This is a genomic window from Phenylobacterium sp. (genome assembly GCF_037968635.1).
In the GTDB taxonomy this organism is placed as follows: Bacteria; Pseudomonadota; Alphaproteobacteria; order Caulobacterales; family Caulobacteraceae; genus Phenylobacterium.
Genome location: NZ_JBBKVV010000055.1, coordinates 1 through 15,718, shown reverse-complemented (window position 1 = coordinate 15,718; position 15,718 = coordinate 1). Strand labels below are relative to the sequence as shown.

The 15,718-nt window shown below is 67.8% G+C and carries 15 protein-coding genes; 8 read left to right on the top strand and 7 right to left on the bottom strand.

Translation table 11 applies throughout. The annotated features are described in order from the left end of the window. Window positions 1-9 precede the first annotated feature (9 nt). Genes AAC997_RS05885 through AAC997_RS05870 form a run of 4 tightly spaced genes read right to left on the bottom strand, consistent with a single transcriptional unit; the run spans window position 10 to window position 3,156 of the window. On the bottom strand, window positions 10-771 hold the full coding sequence (locus AAC997_RS05885; RefSeq protein ID WP_340644755.1) for an ABC transporter ATP-binding protein: 762 nt from the start codon (window positions 769-771) through the stop codon (window positions 10-12). After that, entirely contained in the window at window positions 768-1,745 is a 978-nt protein-coding gene (locus AAC997_RS05880) for an iron ABC transporter permease (protein WP_340644754.1), read from the bottom strand. The genes AAC997_RS05885 and AAC997_RS05880 overlap by 4 nt, the downstream gene beginning before the upstream one ends. Then, window positions 1,742-2,470 carry an ABC transporter substrate-binding protein gene (locus tag AAC997_RS05875; protein WP_340644753.1) on the bottom strand — a complete coding sequence of 243 codons (729 nt, stop codon included), beginning with the start codon at window positions 2,468-2,470 and terminating at the stop codon, window positions 1,742-1,744. Before AAC997_RS05875 ends, AAC997_RS05880 begins: the two co-directional genes overlap by 4 nt. Before the next feature lie 56 nt (window positions 2,471-2,526). After that, window positions 2,527-3,156, bottom strand: a complete 630-nt coding sequence (locus tag AAC997_RS05870) for a TetR/AcrR family transcriptional regulator (RefSeq protein WP_340644752.1) — start codon at window positions 3,154-3,156, stop codon at window positions 2,527-2,529. 182 nt (window positions 3,157-3,338) lie between these two features. Here AAC997_RS05870 and AAC997_RS05865 point away from each other — a divergent pair, with 182 nt between their 5' ends. Both AAC997_RS05865 and AAC997_RS05860 read left to right on the top strand, forming a co-directional pair. Next, window positions 3,339-4,241, top strand: a complete 903-nt coding sequence (locus AAC997_RS05865; protein WP_340644751.1) for a class I SAM-dependent methyltransferase — start codon at window positions 3,339-3,341, stop codon at window positions 4,239-4,241. Then, a complete protein-coding gene (locus AAC997_RS05860) occupies window positions 4,238-5,029 on the top strand; it encodes an RNA methyltransferase (protein ID WP_340644750.1) in 792 nt (263 codons plus the stop codon). The genes AAC997_RS05865 and AAC997_RS05860 overlap by 4 nt, the downstream gene beginning before the upstream one ends. Window positions 5,030-5,039: 10 nt before the next feature. Here the strand turns inward: AAC997_RS05860 and hrpB are convergent, their stop codons facing one another. After that, complete coding sequence (gene hrpB / locus AAC997_RS05855; protein ID WP_340644749.1) at window positions 5,040-7,475, bottom strand: ATP-dependent helicase HrpB; 2,436 nt, start codon at window positions 7,473-7,475, stop codon at window positions 5,040-5,042. A gap of 126 nt (window positions 7,476-7,601) precedes the next feature. Between hrpB and AAC997_RS05850 the strand changes: the two genes are divergently transcribed. From AAC997_RS05850 to AAC997_RS05830, 5 genes are all read left to right on the top strand, one after another. Beyond that, a complete protein-coding gene (locus AAC997_RS05850; protein WP_340644748.1) occupies window positions 7,602-9,128 on the top strand; it encodes an amino acid permease in 1,527 nt (508 codons plus the stop codon). Window positions 9,129-9,206: 78 nt separating this feature from the next. Continuing rightward, a complete protein-coding gene (locus tag AAC997_RS05845; RefSeq protein WP_340644747.1) occupies window positions 9,207-9,878 on the top strand; it encodes an MBL fold metallo-hydrolase in 672 nt (223 codons plus the stop codon). A 54-nt stretch (window positions 9,879-9,932) separates the two neighbouring features. Further along, window positions 9,933-10,664, top strand: coding sequence for a response regulator (locus AAC997_RS05840; RefSeq protein ID WP_340644746.1), 732 nt, complete (start codon window positions 9,933-9,935; stop codon window positions 10,662-10,664). Further along, window positions 10,661-12,016 carry a HAMP domain-containing sensor histidine kinase gene (locus AAC997_RS05835; protein WP_340644745.1) on the top strand — a complete coding sequence of 452 codons (1,356 nt, stop codon included), beginning with the start codon at window positions 10,661-10,663 and terminating at the stop codon, window positions 12,014-12,016. The genes AAC997_RS05840 and AAC997_RS05835 overlap by 4 nt, the downstream gene beginning before the upstream one ends. A gap of 205 nt (window positions 12,017-12,221) precedes the next feature. Beyond that, on the top strand, window positions 12,222-12,437 hold the full coding sequence (locus tag AAC997_RS05830; RefSeq protein WP_340644744.1) for a general stress protein: 216 nt from the start codon (window positions 12,222-12,224) through the stop codon (window positions 12,435-12,437). A gap of 110 nt (window positions 12,438-12,547) precedes the next feature. Here AAC997_RS05830 and egtB read toward each other — a convergent pair whose 3' ends face one another. After that, window positions 12,548-14,743 (bottom strand): ergothioneine biosynthesis protein EgtB, encoded by a 2,196-nt coding sequence (gene egtB / locus AAC997_RS05825; RefSeq protein ID WP_340644790.1) that lies wholly within the window; start codon window positions 14,741-14,743, stop codon window positions 12,548-12,550. Window positions 14,744-14,967: 224 nt separating this feature from the next. Between egtB and AAC997_RS05820 the strand changes: the two genes are divergently transcribed. Then, complete coding sequence (locus AAC997_RS05820; RefSeq protein WP_340644743.1) at window positions 14,968-15,507, top strand: sigma-70 family RNA polymerase sigma factor; 540 nt, start codon at window positions 14,968-14,970, stop codon at window positions 15,505-15,507. Window positions 15,508-15,510: 3 nt separating this feature from the next. Here AAC997_RS05820 and AAC997_RS05815 read toward each other — a convergent pair. Next, window positions 15,511-15,718 (bottom strand): CocE/NonD family hydrolase C-terminal non-catalytic domain-containing protein (locus tag AAC997_RS05815; protein ID WP_340644742.1); only part of this gene is annotated, 208 nt, incomplete at its 5' end.

Sequence of the window (15,718 nt, the reverse complement as noted above, 5' to 3'; positions counted from 1 at the left end):
CGAGCACCCTCATGGCCGATATCTCCGCGCCGCCAGGGTGAGGCCTGCCGAGGTTTCTTCCAGTCCGCCATCCAGGACGAAGACCTCTCGCAGGATGTCCGAAGTGAGGGCGTCGCGGGGCGCCCCGTCGGCGACGATGCGTCCTGAGTCCACCACCACCACCCGGTCGCAGGCCCGAGCGGCGAGGCCCAGGTCATGCAGGGTAAGGACGACGGCGGCGCCGCGCGTGGCTTCCTGGCGGAACAACTCCAGGGACAGGAGCTGAGCGTCGGGATCCAGTCCGGCGGCGGGTTCGTCGGCCACAAGCAGGGGCGCGGCGGTCACCAGCAAACGGGCCAGCAGCACACGCGCGCGCTCGCCTCCGGATAGATCCAGCACGCCGCGCTCAGCGACGTTGGAAAGGCCCACCCGCGCCAGGGCGTCCATGGCCCCGGCCTGGGCGAGCACCGGCGGTTTCTGAACCGCGCCGAGACTGGCGATGCGCCAGGCCGGCAGGTTCCACCCGACCCGGCGTTCCTGAGGCAGGTAACCTGCCAGGGCCGCTCGGGAGCCGTCATCGAGACCCGCCACGTCACGCCCCGCAAGCTCCGCGCGGCCTGACGACAACTTGGCCAGGCCCAGGGCCGCGCGCAGCAGAGTGGTCTTCCCCGCGCCGTTGGGGCCAACGACACCCACGAGTTCTCCAGCCCGGACGCTCAGGTTGGCCCGCGAGAGCACCTCGGCATCGCCGCGGCGGACCGAGGCGTCGTGCAGGAAGAGGGCGGCGGTCACGCGCGCCAACTCCGCGCAGCGCGCCAGGCGATGAGGGCGAACAATGGGGCCCCGAACAGGGCGGTGACGACTCCGAGCTTCAGCTCCTGGTCGGTGGGGATCATGCGGGCGGCGATATCGGCGGCGGTCAGCAGGATGGCGCCGGCCAGAGCCGAAGGGGCCAGGGCCTTGCCGGGATCGGCGCCGGCCCCGGCGCGGACCAGGTGAGGGGCGGCCAGGCCCACGAAACCGATGATGCCGGCCATGGCGACAGCGGCTCCGGTGAGCAGGGACGCCCCGGACACGGCCGCGGCCCGCAGGCGTCCCATTGGCAGGCCGGACATGGCGGCGGCTTCCTCTCCCAGAGTCAGCATGACCAGCCCGCGCGCCGCGTAGACGCAGAGCCCGGCGCCAAGGGCCATGGGCGCCAGTTCCCATCCGATGTCGCTCCAACTCCTGTTGGCCACCGACCCCATCAACCACGACAGGATTTCCGCCGTGGTCACCGGCGAAGGCGAGAGGTTGAAGATCAACGAGGTCAGCGCCCCGGCGAAGGCCGACAGCGCCACGCCGAACAAGATTAGGGTCTCGGGCTCCTTGAACCGGGCGGCGAGCACGGTCAGCAGCAAGCCGGTGGCCAGCGCCGCCACCAGGGCCGCGGCCTCCGTCCCGCCGGGAACCGCGGCGAGACCCAGGGCGATGGCCAGGGACGCGCCGAGACCGGCGCCCGCCGAAACCCCCAGCACCCCAGGGTCAGCCAGGGGATTGCGGAGCAAGCCCTGCATCACCGCTCCAGCCAGCCCCAGCCCCCCCCCCACCACGGCGGCGGCCACGACGCGGGGCGCGCGGATCGACCAGAGCACTTCGCCGGGGCCTGACGAGGGCTCGCGAAAGGCCTGGGCATACTGGGCGGCGCCAAACGCCGTCTCCCCCAGCAGCAGCCCGAGCGCCAGCAGGACCAGCAGGGCGGCGATAAGACCCAGATTCAACTTCATCGTGGCGCCTTGGCGGCCAGGATTTCCACGGCCTCGGCGGCCGACGGATCCGGGCAGCCCAGCATGGCGCCCGGCAGGCTGGCGACCGTGCGCTCGGCGGCGAGTCGGCGCATCACGTGGTGGCGACCCAGGCTCCAATGATTGTTGGCCATCAAGTCTCTGAAAAAGCCCAACACCACGGCGCGCGGCGGGTTGAGCGCCATCTGCTCCAGAGAGATGGGTTGGAAGCCCGGTCCGGGCGGCGTGGGGGTCAGTCCGGCGGACTTCAGGATCTGATGCACCAGGGTCCCCTCCCCGCCGGTAAAGCCGCCCGGAGTGATATAGAGCGCAGTGGCTCCCCGCCATGCGCCGGCGGACCTATGTAGGCGCGCGTCCATCTTCGCGATCACCGCCTCCCCCTGCGCCTGGCGCTGCATGGCGGTCGCCACCCGGCGGACATTGGCCCGCACCCCGCCGAAGTCCGACGCTTCCTGAATGGTCACGACCCGCGCGCCGCGCTTCTCGAGCTGGGCGACGAGGCGCGGATCCCCGCCCCAGTACCGGACGACGAGCTCCGGCCGGGCGCCCAAGGTCGATTCCAGGGTGGTGCGGAGCAGGGGCAGTCCCCGCGCCAGGTCACGCAGGCGAGAATCCGCATCGTCGGCGCGGGTTGAGAGCCCGACGATCGCCTCGCGCGGGCTGAGCGCCAGGACGTACTGGTCGGCGCATTGGTCCAGGGAGAGCACGCGTGGATTCGCCTGCGCGACGCCGGCGAAGGCCAGGGACGCGACGACAGTCGCGATCAGTCGATGACGAGGCCGTGCATCAGGCTTTCCAGGGTGACTTCGATCACCTCGTCCACCGGCGCCCAGTCGAAGTTGGGGCGGCCGTTCATCAGCGCCACCACGCCATGGCAAGCGGCCCAAAGAGCCTGGGCGGCGCTGTCGCCCGTGCCGGTCCGCAGCCGTCCCTCGGCTGCGATCTCGCGCACCGCGCCGCTGAAGATTTCGTAGCATCGCGCGCTCATGTCGGCCGTGCCTTCGTGCCAGACGGTCGATACGGGGTGAATGCCGGCGAACACAAGCAGATAGGCGTTCGGGTGCTCGAAACCCCAACGCAAATAGGAATCCAGCATCTGTTTGACGCGAGTGACCGCGTCCAGCGGCTTCGCGGCGATGGCGGCGTTGCGTTCCAGAAGCTGGATAATGGTCCGCTCGCAGATCTCCAGCAGGATGCCCCCCTTGTCGGGGAAGTGCATGTAGAGAGCTGTGGAGGAAACCCCGACCTCGTCGGCGATCTTGCGTATGGTTGCGCCTTCATAGCCTTCGGCGACGAAGATGCGTTCCGCAGCCTCGAGGATTTCCGCCCTCCGAAGGTGGCCATCGCCCTTGGGCTTACGCGCCGAGCGCCTTGTGGTCACTGCCGTCGTCACGGGAATCCTTTCGTCATCCGAACAGCTTGCAGCGGAAACCAAAAGGCCAGCCGGCGCAAGTCAGACCTGTAACAATGCGTCATCAAGGCGCCCCGCGCCATACCCGGTCTTCCATACCCGACCTATCAGACGGTGTCGGCCCGACTGGACGCCGCGACGCAGGAACGGGTAAGGCCAGGGATATGAGCAAGCCTGCCCCCACCGTCGCCGAAGCACCCGGCGTCATGCGCACCACCGGCTGGGCTGACTACGCCCTGCTGGACTCAGGCCATGGGCGCAAGCTGGAGCGCTACGGGCGCTATTCGGTGGTGCGGCCAGAACCACAATGCCTCTGGACGCCGTCCCTCGGCGAGGACGTCTGGGCGGGCGCCGACGCGGTGTTCGATCCCACCGACGAGGAAGACGCCGGCCGCTGGCGTTTCCGGGAGCAGCCGAAGGACACCTGGCCGCTGTCGTGGCAGGACGTGACCTTCAAGGCCCGATTCACCGCCTTCCGCCACCTGGCCTTCTTCCCTGAGCAGGCCGCCAATTGGGCGTGGCTGGATCAGAAGGTGCGCGCGGCCCAGGGCCAGCCCAAGGTGCTGAACCTGTTCGGCTATACCGGCGTGGCCAGCCTGGTCTGCGCGGCGGCAGGAGCCGCGGTGACCCATGTCGACGCCTCGAAGAAGGCCATTGGCTGGGCCCGGGAAAACGCCGAGGCCTCGGGCCTGGCCGACAAGCCGATCCGCTGGATCTGCGAGGATGCCCGCCGCTACGTACAGCGCGAGGTGCGGCGAGGGTCAAAGTACGAGGGCATCATCCTCGATCCGCCGAAATACGGCCGGGGCCCGGACGGCGAGGTCTGGAAGCTATTTGACAATTTGCCTGAGCTTTCGACCCTATGTGCTGAACTTCTTTCGGATAATGCAGAATTTCTACTGCTCAACGCCTATGCGGAGCGTATCTCGGGCGCGGCCCTGGCCGGACTGCTGTCTGAGAAGCTGAAAAATCGCGGCGGTCGCATCGAATGGGGAGAACTGGCCCTCGTGCAGCAGGACGGCGAACGCCAGATTGGCATGTCCTTCTACGCCCGGTGGGCGCCGTGAGCGATCGCGCCGTCACCTCTCTGACCAATCCGACGGTCAAGGCTGTCCGTGCGCTGCATTTGCGCAAGGAACGCGACGAAACCGGCCTGTTCGTCGCCGAGGGTCTGAAGATCGTCACCGAGGCGGTGGAGACCGGCCATGCGCCCGCCATCCTGATGTATGGCCGCGAGGCCGACGGACACCCCCTGCTCCGCCAGGCTATCACCGCCACCACGGCCGGCGGCGGCGAGGTCATCGAAGTCACCCCCGAAATCCTCGCCAAGGTGTCGCGGCGAGACAATCCCCAGGCGGTGGTGGGGGTTTTCCACCAGGTGTTCACCGCGCTCGAAGGCCTGAACCCTAGAGTCGCGCCCTGCTTCGTGGCCCTGCATCGGGTGCGCGACCCCGGCAATCTGGGGACCATTGTGCGCACCGCCGACGCGGCGGGCTGTGGCGCGGTGATCCTGGTGGGAGAATGCTGCGATCCGTTCTCAGTGGAGGCGGTGCGGGCCACCATGGGCTCGATCTTCGCCGTGCCGATCGTGCGTGCGACGGAAGACGCCTTCGCCGCGTGGCGCGCCCGGTGGCCGGGGTCTGTGATCGGCACCCTGCTGACCGCCGGCACAGCGCACCACGAGGCGGCCTACGCGAAGCCCGCGCTGGTCTTCATGGGCAACGAGCAGCAAGGCCTGACGCCTGAGATGGCCGCCCTCTGCGACATCAACGTCAAGATCCCGATGCGTGGCCGGGCCGACAGCCTGAACCTGTCGGTGGCCACCGGGGTCATGATCTACGCGGCCACCGCCTAGAACGCCGACTTCAGGTCCCCCGCGGCTTGGCACGGGCGGTCGGCGCCGTGTTGGCCGGGTCCTCGGGCCAGACGTGCTTGGGATAGCGGCCTCGCATGTCGGAGCGGACATCCTTCCAGGAGCCCCTCCAGAATCCCGGCAGGTCCTTGGTGGTCTGAACCGGACGGTGGCCGGGCGAGAGCAGGGACAAGGTCAGGGCCACGCCGCCGGCGACGGTGGGATGTTCCTTCAAGCCGAACACCTCCTGCACCCGGACATCGACACGCGGGCCGCTCTCGGCGGTGTAGTCAATGGTGAAGGCGTTGCCGGTGGGCGCGGTCCATCGAAGGGGGGCGGCCACGTCCAGGCGGCGTTGCTGCTCCCAGGGGATCAAGGCGCGCAGGGCGCCGTCGAGGGCGTCGGGCTTGAGAGCGGCCAGGGAACGCAAGCCCGGCAGCAGCGGGACCAGCCAGTCGTCCAGGTTTCCGAGAAGCGCCACATCGGATAGGTCGGGCCAGTCGCCGCCGGAGGCGCGCAGGAAACCGACCCTGGCGCGCAGGGCCTCGGCGGCCGGCCCCCAGTTGAGGCTGCCAAGCCCCTCATTCCGGACCCGGTCGGCCAAGGCGGCGGCGATCAGCAAGGGGTCGGGGTTCTCGTCGATCTGCTCGCGCAAGGTCAGCCGACCCAGGCGAGTGATCTGCTTGGCGCGCAGGCGACCGCCGCCGCTCTCCTCCAGACTGCTCTCAATAAGCAACTGGTCAGAAAAGGCTGCGATCAGTTCGGCTTCTTCCAGAGGCGCGGCCAGCAGGATTCGGTCACGGCGATCGCCGCCGCCCAGTTCGGCGATCGCCAGCCACTTCTCGCGGGCCAGGGCGTCGGTGGCCTCGAGGAATGCGCCACGCCCGCTGACCAGCTGAAACTCGCCGGTGGGACCGCGAGCCTTTGCAATGCGCTCAGGATAGGCGAAGGCCAGCAGCAGGCCGTCCTCCAGGGGCGCTCCCTTCCCGGCCCTTCCAGCCATCCCGGCCCAGCGGTCGGCGAGCAGCTTGGCGTCGCGAGCGCGGGGCGAGCGGTCGCGGTCGAAACTCGCCAGGCGGTGGCGCAGGTCAGCGTCCCGGCCACCGAGATTGCGCTCTGTGGCCAAGGCCGCGATGCGCGCGGCGCGCGGCGCCTGCCCCGTCTCGGCTGCCTTGAGGATCATGTGGGCCAGGCGCGGCGCCAGTGGCATTTCACTGAGTGCTTCGCCATGCTTGGTCAGCACACCGTCCTCGGTCAGGGCCTCCAGCCGCCGCAGCAGGGTGCGAGCCTCGGCGAAGGCCGCGATCGGCGGGGCGTCCAGGAAGGCCATCGTCCCCACATCCTTGGCGCCCCAACGAGCGAGATCCAGCGCCAGCCCCGAGAGATCGGCGTCGAGGATTTCCGGGTCGGCATAGGCCGGAAGGGCGCGCGTCTCCGCCTCGTCCCACAGGCGGTAGGCGACGCCGGGCTCGGTGCGCCCCGCCCGGCCCCGGCGCTGGTCCGCGGCGGCGCGGCTGACCCGCACCGTAGCCAGGCGGGTCAGACCGCTGGCGGGGTCGAAGCGCGGCACGCGGGCCACGCCGGAATCGATCACCACCCGGACCCCTTCGATGGTCAGGCTGGTCTCGGCGATGGAGGTGGCCAGGACCACCTTGCGCACACCCGTTGGCGCCGGCGAGATGGCGCGGTCCTGCTCGGCGGGGTCGAGGGCGCCGTAGAGCGGCGCGATCAGCACATCCGTGCGGCGGAGGCGCTCGGCCAGCAGGTCGGCGGTGCGGCGGATCTCCCCCTGCCCCGGCAGGAACACCAGGACACTGCCGGTTTCCTCGGCGAGCGCCCGCTCCACGGCGCGGACCGTGCGCTCCTCCAGGCGCTGGCGGTCATCGCGGCCTAGATAGCGGGTGTCGACTGGGAAGGCGCGGCCCTGGCTCTCCACGACCGGCGCGCCCAGCAGGCGGGCGACGGCGGCGCCGTCCAGGGTGGCCGACATGACCAGCAGGCGCAGGTCATCACGCAATAGGCCCTGGGCGTCGCGCGCCAGGGCTAGTCCCAGGTCGGCATCGAGGCTGCGCTCGTGGAATTCGTCGAAGATGACGAGGCCGACCCCCTCAAGGGTGGGGTCGCTCAGAATCATCCGGCTGAAGACCCCCTCCGTCACCACCTCAATTCGGGTCCGGGCCGAAACCCGCGACTGCATACGGACGCGATAGCCGACGGTGTCCCCCACCTGCTCGCCCAGCGTCTTGGCCATCCGATCCGCGGCGGCGCGGGCGGCCAAGCGGCGAGGCTCCAGCATGATGATCTTGGCGCCCGCCAGCCAGGCGGCGTCCAGCAACCGCAGGGGAACGAGGGTCGTCTTACCCGCTCCGGGCGGCGCCACCAGCACGGCGGCGGTGTTTTGCACCAGGGCCGCCTGCAAGGCAGGCAGGATTTCCTCAACAGGCAGCATGCAGGGGGTCTATCCGCGCCTAGGGGCCGCGCCAAGCCTTGCCGCTTGACCGCTGGGTGAGCAGACCGCAGGTTCCGCGCAAGCTTAATTCGCGCGGCGGGGGGACCGCCGCGATTGGGAGGGAACATGTGGCGTGTAAAGCCGCTCGACGCGATCCTCGCGACCGCTGAAAAAAAATCACTGCACCGCTCCCTGGGAGCCTTCCAGCTCACCATGCTGGGCGTCGGGGCCATTATCGGCACCGGCATCTTCGTCCTGACCGCCGAGGCCGCCCAGAAGGCAGGCCCCGGCATGATCGCGGCCTTCATCATCGCGGGTTTCGTCTGCGCCGTGGCGGCGCTCTGCTACTCCGAGATGTCAGCCATGGTGCCGGTTTCCGGCTCCGCCTACACCTACAGCTACGCCGTCATGGGCGAGATGATCGCCTGGATGGTGGGCTGGGCCCTGATCCTGGAATACGCCGTCGCCGCTGGCGCGGTGTCCGTGGGCTGGTCGGGCTATGTGGTTGGCCTCATCGAGAACGCCTTCAGCATCGACATCCCCAACGCCTTGGTGCTGGGCCCGATGGATGGCGGGATCGTCAACCTGCCCGCCGCCGGCATCGCCCTGGTGGTGACAGCCCTGCTGGTGATCGGCACCAGAGAGTCGGCCGCCGTCAACGCGATCCTGGTGCTAGTGAAGGTCTCGGCCTTGACCCTCTTCTGCGTCCTGGCCATTCCGGTGATCAAAACGGAAAACTTCATACCTTTCGCGCCCTTAGGGTTTGCAGGGGTGGCCGCTGCAGCCGGTTCTATCTTCTTCGCCTACGTAGGCTTCGACGCCGTCTCAACGGCGGCCGAGGAAACAAAGAACCCGCAACGCAACATGCCCATCGGCCTGATCGGTTCGCTGGTGATCTGCACCATCTTCTACATCCTGGTGGCCTCTGGCGTGATCGGCACGGTCGGCGCCCAGCCGGTCTTTGACGCTGCGGGCAACGGGCTGCGTCCCGGCAGCCCGGAGATGACCGCCGCCTGCTCCACCCTGGCCGCCGACCACGTGGTCTGCTCCAAGGAGGCGCTCGCCTGGACCCTTCGCAAGATCGGGTGGACCCAAATCGGCAACCTGATCGGCCTCGCCGCCGGCCTCGCCCTGCCCTCGGTCATCCTGATGATGATGTTCGGCCAGACCCGCATCTTCTTCGTCATGAGCCGCGACGGACTGCTTCCCTCGGGTCTTTCCAAGATTCACCCGAAGTTCCACACCCCGCACGTCATCACCATCATCACCGGGGTCTGTGTCTCGGCTTTCGCGGCCTTCTTCCCGGTGGGTGTGCTGGCCGACATCTCGAACTCCGGCACCCTGTTCGCCTTCGCCATGGTGGCGATCACGGTGATGGTGCTGCGGCGAACCGATCCCGGTCGCAAGCGGCCTTTCCGGACCCCGGCGGTCTGGCTCGTAGCGCCGGTAGCGATCTTGGGCTGCACCTTCTTGTTCTTCAGCCTCGGGCACGAGACGAAGCTGATGTTCTTGATCTGGGCGGCCATCGGTCTGGTGGTCTATTTCCTCTATGGCTTCCGCAACAGCCACATGGCCAAGGGCATCGTCGAGGTGCCCGAGTTGTCACCGGACGTCCCGCCGGACTCGGTGCCGCCAATGCCCGGTCCGAAGTAGCCGACACGACGACAAGGGAGAGGCCCGGGATCCCATCCCGGGCCTTTTCTTATGTCGGCTGAGCGCCGATGCTTGGGCATGTCCGAGACCGCCTCCCCCATCCGCGCGATCATCGCCCCAGTCACCCCCCTGGCGCAGAACTGCACCATCGTCTGGTGTACGAAGACCAACAGGGCGGCGATCATCGATCCAGGTGGCGAGATTCCCCGGCTCTTGGCGGCGCTGGCGGCCCACGATCTAACGCTGGAGAAGATTTGGATCACCCACGGGCACCTGGACCACGCCGGCGGCACGGCGGCCCTGAAGTTGATCACCGGCGTCCCGATCGAAGGCCCACATCGCGACGACGCCTTCTGGATCGACCAGATGGAAGAGAGCGGCGCCAAGTGGGGGATGCCTGAGGCGAAATGCTTCACGCCCGACCGGTGGCTGGACGACGGCGACGTGGTCACGCTTGGGGAGACGAGCTTCGAGGTCTATCACTGCCCCGGCCATACGCCGGGCCACGTCGTGTTCTTCCACCGTGAGGCGCGCTTCGCCCAGGTCGGCGACGTGCTGTTCCAGGGATCCATCGGCCGCACAGACTTCCCGCGCGGCAATTTCCAGCAACTGATCGACTCCATCACCGGAAAACTTTGGCCGATGGGGGACGACGTCGCCTTCGTCTCCGGGCATGGACCTATGTCGCGGTTCGGCATCGAACGGAAAACCAACGGCTATGTCGCCGACGATGTTCTTGCGGGTGATTAGGCCAATTTCAGCCGTGAAATCTGTGTGTTACGCGAAGGGCGGAAGATGGCGCGAATGGAACCCAGCACCGAACAGGTCCCCGCGACCGCCCGTATCCTGATGGTCGACGACGACCCGGGAATCCTCGACGTCGTCTCTGACTTCCTGGGCAAGCACGGTTATCTGGTGGAGACCGCCGGGGATGCTCGCGAGATGGAGCAGGCTCTGGAGCGTGGCCCCGTCGATCTGATCGTGCTCGACGTCATGCTGCCGGGCGAAGATGGCCTCTCCATAGCCAAGCGCCTGAGCGGCGAAGGCCCTCCCATCATCATGCTCTCGGCCATAGGCGAGGACACAGACCGCATCATTGGCCTGGAGCTCGGCGCCGACGACTACCTGGCGAAGCCCTGCAATCCGCGGGAGCTGCTGGCGCGGGTCCGCGCCGTTCTGCGGCGCGCCGAGCAGCGCGGCCAGGCCAACAACATAGGCGCAGGCTGCGAATTCGCCGGCTGGCGGCTGGACCTCGTGCGGCGCGAACTGCGCTCCCCTCCCGGCGTGGTGGTCAACCTGTCCTCGGGCGAGTTCTCCCTGCTGCGCGCCTTCGTCGAACGCCCGCAGCGCGTGCTGACCCGTGACCAGCTCCTGGACTTCGCTCGCGGCCCCGACTCCGACGCCTTCGACCGGGCCATCGATGTTCAGATCAGCCGCCTCCGCCGCAAGCTGGACGACGGCGGTGGCGGCACCGACCTGATCCGCACGATCCGGAACGAGGGTTACATGTTCACCGCCAAGGTGAAGCGCACATGACGCCGCCCTGGTCAGGTCGGCCTACCGCCTCGCTGTTCGCCCGCCTGCTGACCTTGATCGGCATCACCCTCGTGGCGTCGCAGGTGATCATCTTGACGATGATCTTTGTCCTGCCGCCTCCCGCGCCGGACTTTTACCGGCTGAGCGAGGTGGCGCAGACGTTCAAGGGCCGGGCGCCCACCCTGATCGAACGGCGGCCTCTGGAAATGAAGATCGTCGCCAAGGCGCCCGCGCCGACCATGGAGGGCCGCATGGTGCCCGACATGCGCGCCGAGCTTGCCCGCGAGTTGGGTGTCGTTGAGTCCCGGGTCGTGTTCGCCGCGCCGTCCCGGCTGCCCGTATCCGACCGCCGGGTGTTCCGCATCATCCGCGACCGCATAGCCCGCGACGGCGGCGCGCAGGAGGAGCACTTCCTGATCGCCCCCTTCGACGTGGCCGTGCAGCGCGCCGACGGCCGCTGGGACATGGTACATCCAACCCCGCGGCTTGGGCTTGATCCTTGGCAACTGCGCATTGTGCTCTGGCTGCTGCTCTCAGCCGCCCTTCTGGCGCCGGTGGCCTATATCTTCGCGCGGCGATTGACCCACCCCTTCCAACTGTTCGCCGAGGCGGCGGAGCAGCTTGGCCGCGATCCCCGAGGCGCCCGGCTACCCGTGTCTCTGAAGGGAACGGCGGAGATCAATGTCGCGGTCAGCGCCTTCAACGAAATGCAGGATCGACTGCGCCGCTACGTGGAGGATCGCACCGCCATGGTAGGCGCCATCGCCCACGACTTGCGCACGCCCCTCACCCGGCTGCGTTTTCGCATTGAGAACGTACCGGAGGAGACCCGCGCCAAGATGGCGGGAGATCTGGACCAGATGGAGGAAATGATCTCCGCGGCCCTGACCTTCGTGCGCGACGCCAGCGGGCCTGCCGAGCGGACGCCCTTGGAGCTTTCCTCCCTGCTGGAAAGCGTCTGCGACGAGATGGCCGAGACCGGCAGCGACACCCAGGTGGCGCGCGGCGAGAAGGTCATCATTGAGGGCGATCCCGTGGCCCTGCGCAGGCTGTTCACTAACCTGCTGGAAAATGCAGTGAAGTTCGGCGGCCGGGCTCGCGCGCGAGTCTATCGCGACGCCGCCAGCGCCTATGTCGAGATCGAGGATGATGGCCCGGGAATTCCCCCGGAGGACGCCGAACGGGTGTTCGAGCCCTTTTACCGACGCGAGCCCTCCCGCAGCCGCCAGACCGGCGGCATCGGTCTGGGCCTGGCGGTGGTGCGGTCCGTGGCTCGAGGTCATGGCGGCGACGTGGTCATGGTCAACCGGCCCGGCGGCGGCCTGACGTCCCGGGTCAACCTCCCGCTTTAGACTCCGCCGTCGCGGTTCGGACTTCCTAGACTGTTGATGGCGGGCTTCGGCCATCCGCCGGGATTCGAGCCTCCGCCACCCCAACGCCGCGAACGGCTCGCAAGATTTCTCGCAACCTCTCCGGCGTCTTGAGGGTTGTCTGAGCGTAACCGTAGTGGATGCAGCCCCCGCATCTCCTCAAGGCCCGCACAGCAGGAGCAACCTCATGGACCTCGATCCCAACGCCAAGCCGAAGTCCCGTCGCGGATTCGCCGCCATGAACCCCGAGCGCCGGCGCGAGATCGCCCGCAAAGGTGGCGCGAGCGTACCGGGTGAAAAACGCAGCTTCGCCAAGGACCGTGACCTCGCGGCCTCGGCCGGCCGCAAGGGCGGCGAATCCTCTCGCGGCGGCGGTCGCACCCGCGGTCCGCTCGAGGAATAAGTCCTCCACCCTCGACCCAACGAAGCCACGGCCCCGATCCCCCTCGGGGCCGTTTGCTTGAAAAGCGCCCGCGTCGGCAGGTTGGCGAGCCTCAGCTGAACCTGAGGCGCCTATGCCCGCAGCAGCACCATGGCGAAGGCAGGCTCAGCGCTTTCCCACTGGCTCTCCAGACGCCAGCCGGCCGCCGCCGCCAACTTGCCGAAACTCTCGACCGTGAACTTGTAGGAGTTCTCCGTGTGCAGGCTCTCTCCGGCGGCAAAGTGGAAAGTGCGCCCCGCGACCTGGACCACCTGATCGCGGCGGCTGACCAGATGCATCTCCATTCGGCTCTCGACAGCATTCCACACGGCGCGGTGCTGGAAGGCGGTGAGGTCAAAGTCGCCGCCGAGTTCGCAGTTGATGCGGGCCAACAGGTTCAGGTTGAAGGCCGCCGTGACGCCTTGGGCGTCGTCGTACGCGGCCACGAGGACCGCCTCATCCTTGACAATGTCCATGCCCACCAGGAACGCCGCGCCGTGCCCCAGCAACCGCCGGGCGCTGGCCAGAAAGGTCACCGCCTCATCGGGCCGGAAGTTGCCGATCGTGGAGCCGGGAAAGAAGCCGACACTGGTCAAGCCATCGGCCTCGGCCGGCAGCCTCAGCGCCGTGGTGAAGTCGTCCACCAGCGGCGCCACCACCAGGTTCGGATAGTCTCGAGTGATGGCCTGGGCCGCATCGTCGAGGGCGGACTTGCTGATGTCGATGGGGACGTAGACCGCCAGCTGTGGGGCGGCGTCCAGCAGCAGGCGGGTCTTGGTGCTGGCCCCGCTACCGAATTCCACCAGGGCCGAGCCCGTGGGAATGGCGGTGGCCATCTCACCGGCCTTGGCGCGCAGCAGAGCAGCCTCGGTGCGGGTGGGATAGTATTCCGGCAGGTCGCAAATCTCCTCGAATAGGCGCGACCCCTCAGCGTCGTAGAAATACTTGGCGGGAATTGTCTTCTGAGAGCGGGCCAGGCCCGCCAATACGTCGGCGGCGAAACTGCCATCGGTCTGGATCGCCACCCGAGGTTCACCGTCCCAGGCCAGGCGCAGGCCGGAGAACATCCAGCGCTTATCGGGATGGAAGAAGTTCCGGTAGGTCGCCCGCATATGGCCCTGCGGCGTGGCGTGACAGCCGCCGCGCAGCACCATCTGGCCGCTCATGAATTTGCCGTTGTACTCACCCACCGCGCCAGGCGCCGGTTGGAAACCGGGATAGGGGCCGTAGGCGCTGCGGGTCCATTCCCAGACGTCGCCGAACATTTGCCGCAGCCCCAAACCTGCCGTGGCGGCGGCCGGACCAAGTTGGCCCGAGCCCATGAAGTTGCCTTTCACCGGCAGGCTCGCGCCGGCGTGCTCCCACTCGGCCTCGGTGGGAAGCCGCGCTCCGGCCCAGGTCGCGTAGGCGTCGGCCTCGTAGAAGCTGATGTGGGTGACAGGGGCATGAGGCGCGATGGCGCGCAGGCCCTGCAGGGTCATGGCCAGCCAGCCGTGCTCGCCTTGCTGCCAGTAAAGCGGCGCGCTCCACCCCTCGGCCTGGACCTGCGCCCATCCCTCGGCGAGCCAGAGTTCGGGCTTGGCGTATCCGCCGTCAGCCATGAAGGCCAGCCACTCGCCATTGCTCACCAGCCGGTCGGCGAGCTTGAAGGGCGCCAGGAAGACCTGGTGGCGCGGACCCTCGTTGTCGAAGGCGAATCCCGTCCCTGAATGGCCAACCTCCACGAGGCCGCCATCGAAGGCGATCACCCCGGCAGGCCCTGGATCCCCGCTCACGGGCAGCGCGGTGGTGGGGGCATAGGCGGGCTTCAGCGGCGACTGGGCGAAAAGGTGGAGGATGTCCATGAGGATCAGCTCCTGGTGCTGCTCCTCATGGGCCAGGCCCAGATCCAGAAGGTCGGCGAGCCCGGTGATATCCGAGGAGAGCAGCCGGTGCATCGCCTCATCCACATGAGCGCGATAGGCCAGTATCTCGTCGCGGGACGGCCGGGTGAGCAGGCCGCGCTCGGGACGGGGCTGACGGGGCCCAAGCGCCTCGTAGTAGGAGTTGAACAGATAGGCATAGCGCGCGTCGAAGGCGCGGTAGCCCGTCAGGTTGGGCTTCAGCAGGAAGGTCTCGAAGAACCAACTCGTGTGGGCCAGATGCCATTTGGCGGGGCTCGCATCGGGCATGGACTGGGCTGCCATGTCCTCGGGCGACAGGTGACGCACCAGGTCTTCGCTGGCTTGGCGGGTCCGGTGATATCGCGCGGCCGGCTGGGCGAGGGCGCTGCGAAGCGGTGCGGGCATAGGGCCTGCGTCGTCGGACGGCGCCATGGGATACTCCTGAGCAAACTGGGGCGCCCAACGGCCATGGCAGCGCCACGGCGAAACCCGCCCGTAAGCTTCGGCAAACGCCGAACCCGGTTCTTCGTTCCTTAGATTGGGTCGTCCACGCGCCGACGCAAGCCGGAACAGACGGAGTCTGACGGCGTTGGATCACAAGTGGAGGTGGCGGGCGGATTGAGGGACGTATGAGCGACGACTCCAAATGGCGTGACGACGTCGTGCGTATGATCCCGGCTCTTCGAGCCTTCGGGTGGTCTCTCTCCCACAATGGTTCCGATGCCGACGATCTGGTGCAGGACACCTTGATCAAGGCCTGGACCAACCGCGACAAGTTCGAGCCAGGCACCAACCTTCGGGCGTGGCTGTTCACGATCCTTCGCAACACCTATTACACTCAGGTCATTCGTCGCCGCCGCGAGGTGCGCGATGAGCTCGGCGAGTATGCCGGGGCGTTGAAGACGCCGCCGACCCAGGACTGGAGCGTGGCCATGCACGACATGCAGGCGGCGCTGAAGCACCTGCCCGTCGAGCACCGTGAGGCGCTGATCCTGGTCGGCGCGGCAGGCCTTTCCTACGATGAGGCCGCTGAAGTCTGCGGCTGTGCGGTCGGCACCATCAAGAGCCGGGTGAACCGCGCCCGAGCCAAACTGCTGAAGGTCATGGACGCCGATGACGCTTCCGACGTCATGGTCTACGAGACCACCGTCGCCGCAAAACGGGCCTGAATCCTACTTCGCCTCCGGATAGATCACCGGCAAGACCAGGGCCGAGGGACGGCTCGCGTCCATATAGACGCTGTTGGTCGCCACCCGCGGCGTCTGGCTCTGCTTGCCCGGCGCTTCGCCGGTATTGGGATTCACTTCAAAACGCGGCGCGTTCGAAGACGTGATGTGGACGGCGATCCGGTGGCCCTTCTCGAAGGTGATGGCCGTGGAC

Bases quoted from the DNA above. Each gene is read 5' to 3' on its own strand.
- AAC997_RS05880 (WP_340644754.1), bottom strand. From the start codon at position 1,745: ATGAAGTTGAATCTGGGTCTTATCGCCGCCCTGCTGGTCCTGCTGGCG.
- AAC997_RS05865 (WP_340644751.1), top strand. From the start codon at position 3,339: ATGAGCAAGCCTGCCCCCACCGTCGCCGAAGCACCCGGCGTCATGCGC.
- hrpB (WP_340644749.1), bottom strand. From the start codon at position 7,475: ATGCTGCCTGTTGAGGAAATCCTGCCTGCCTTGCAGGCGGCCCTGGTG.
- AAC997_RS05850 (WP_340644748.1), top strand. From the start codon at position 7,602: ATGTGGCGTGTAAAGCCGCTCGACGCGATCCTCGCGACCGCTGAAAAA.
- AAC997_RS05845 (WP_340644747.1), top strand. From the start codon at position 9,207: ATGTCCGAGACCGCCTCCCCCATCCGCGCGATCATCGCCCCAGTCACC.
- AAC997_RS05840 (WP_340644746.1), top strand. From the start codon at position 9,933: ATGGAACCCAGCACCGAACAGGTCCCCGCGACCGCCCGTATCCTGATG.
- AAC997_RS05835 (WP_340644745.1), top strand. From the start codon at position 10,661: ATGACGCCGCCCTGGTCAGGTCGGCCTACCGCCTCGCTGTTCGCCCGC.
- AAC997_RS05830 (WP_340644744.1), top strand. From the start codon at position 12,222: ATGGACCTCGATCCCAACGCCAAGCCGAAGTCCCGTCGCGGATTCGCC.
- egtB (WP_340644790.1), bottom strand. From the start codon at position 14,743: ATGCCCGCACCGCTTCGCAGCGCCCTCGCCCAGCCGGCCGCGCGATAT.
- AAC997_RS05820 (WP_340644743.1), top strand. From the start codon at position 14,968: ATGAGCGACGACTCCAAATGGCGTGACGACGTCGTGCGTATGATCCCG.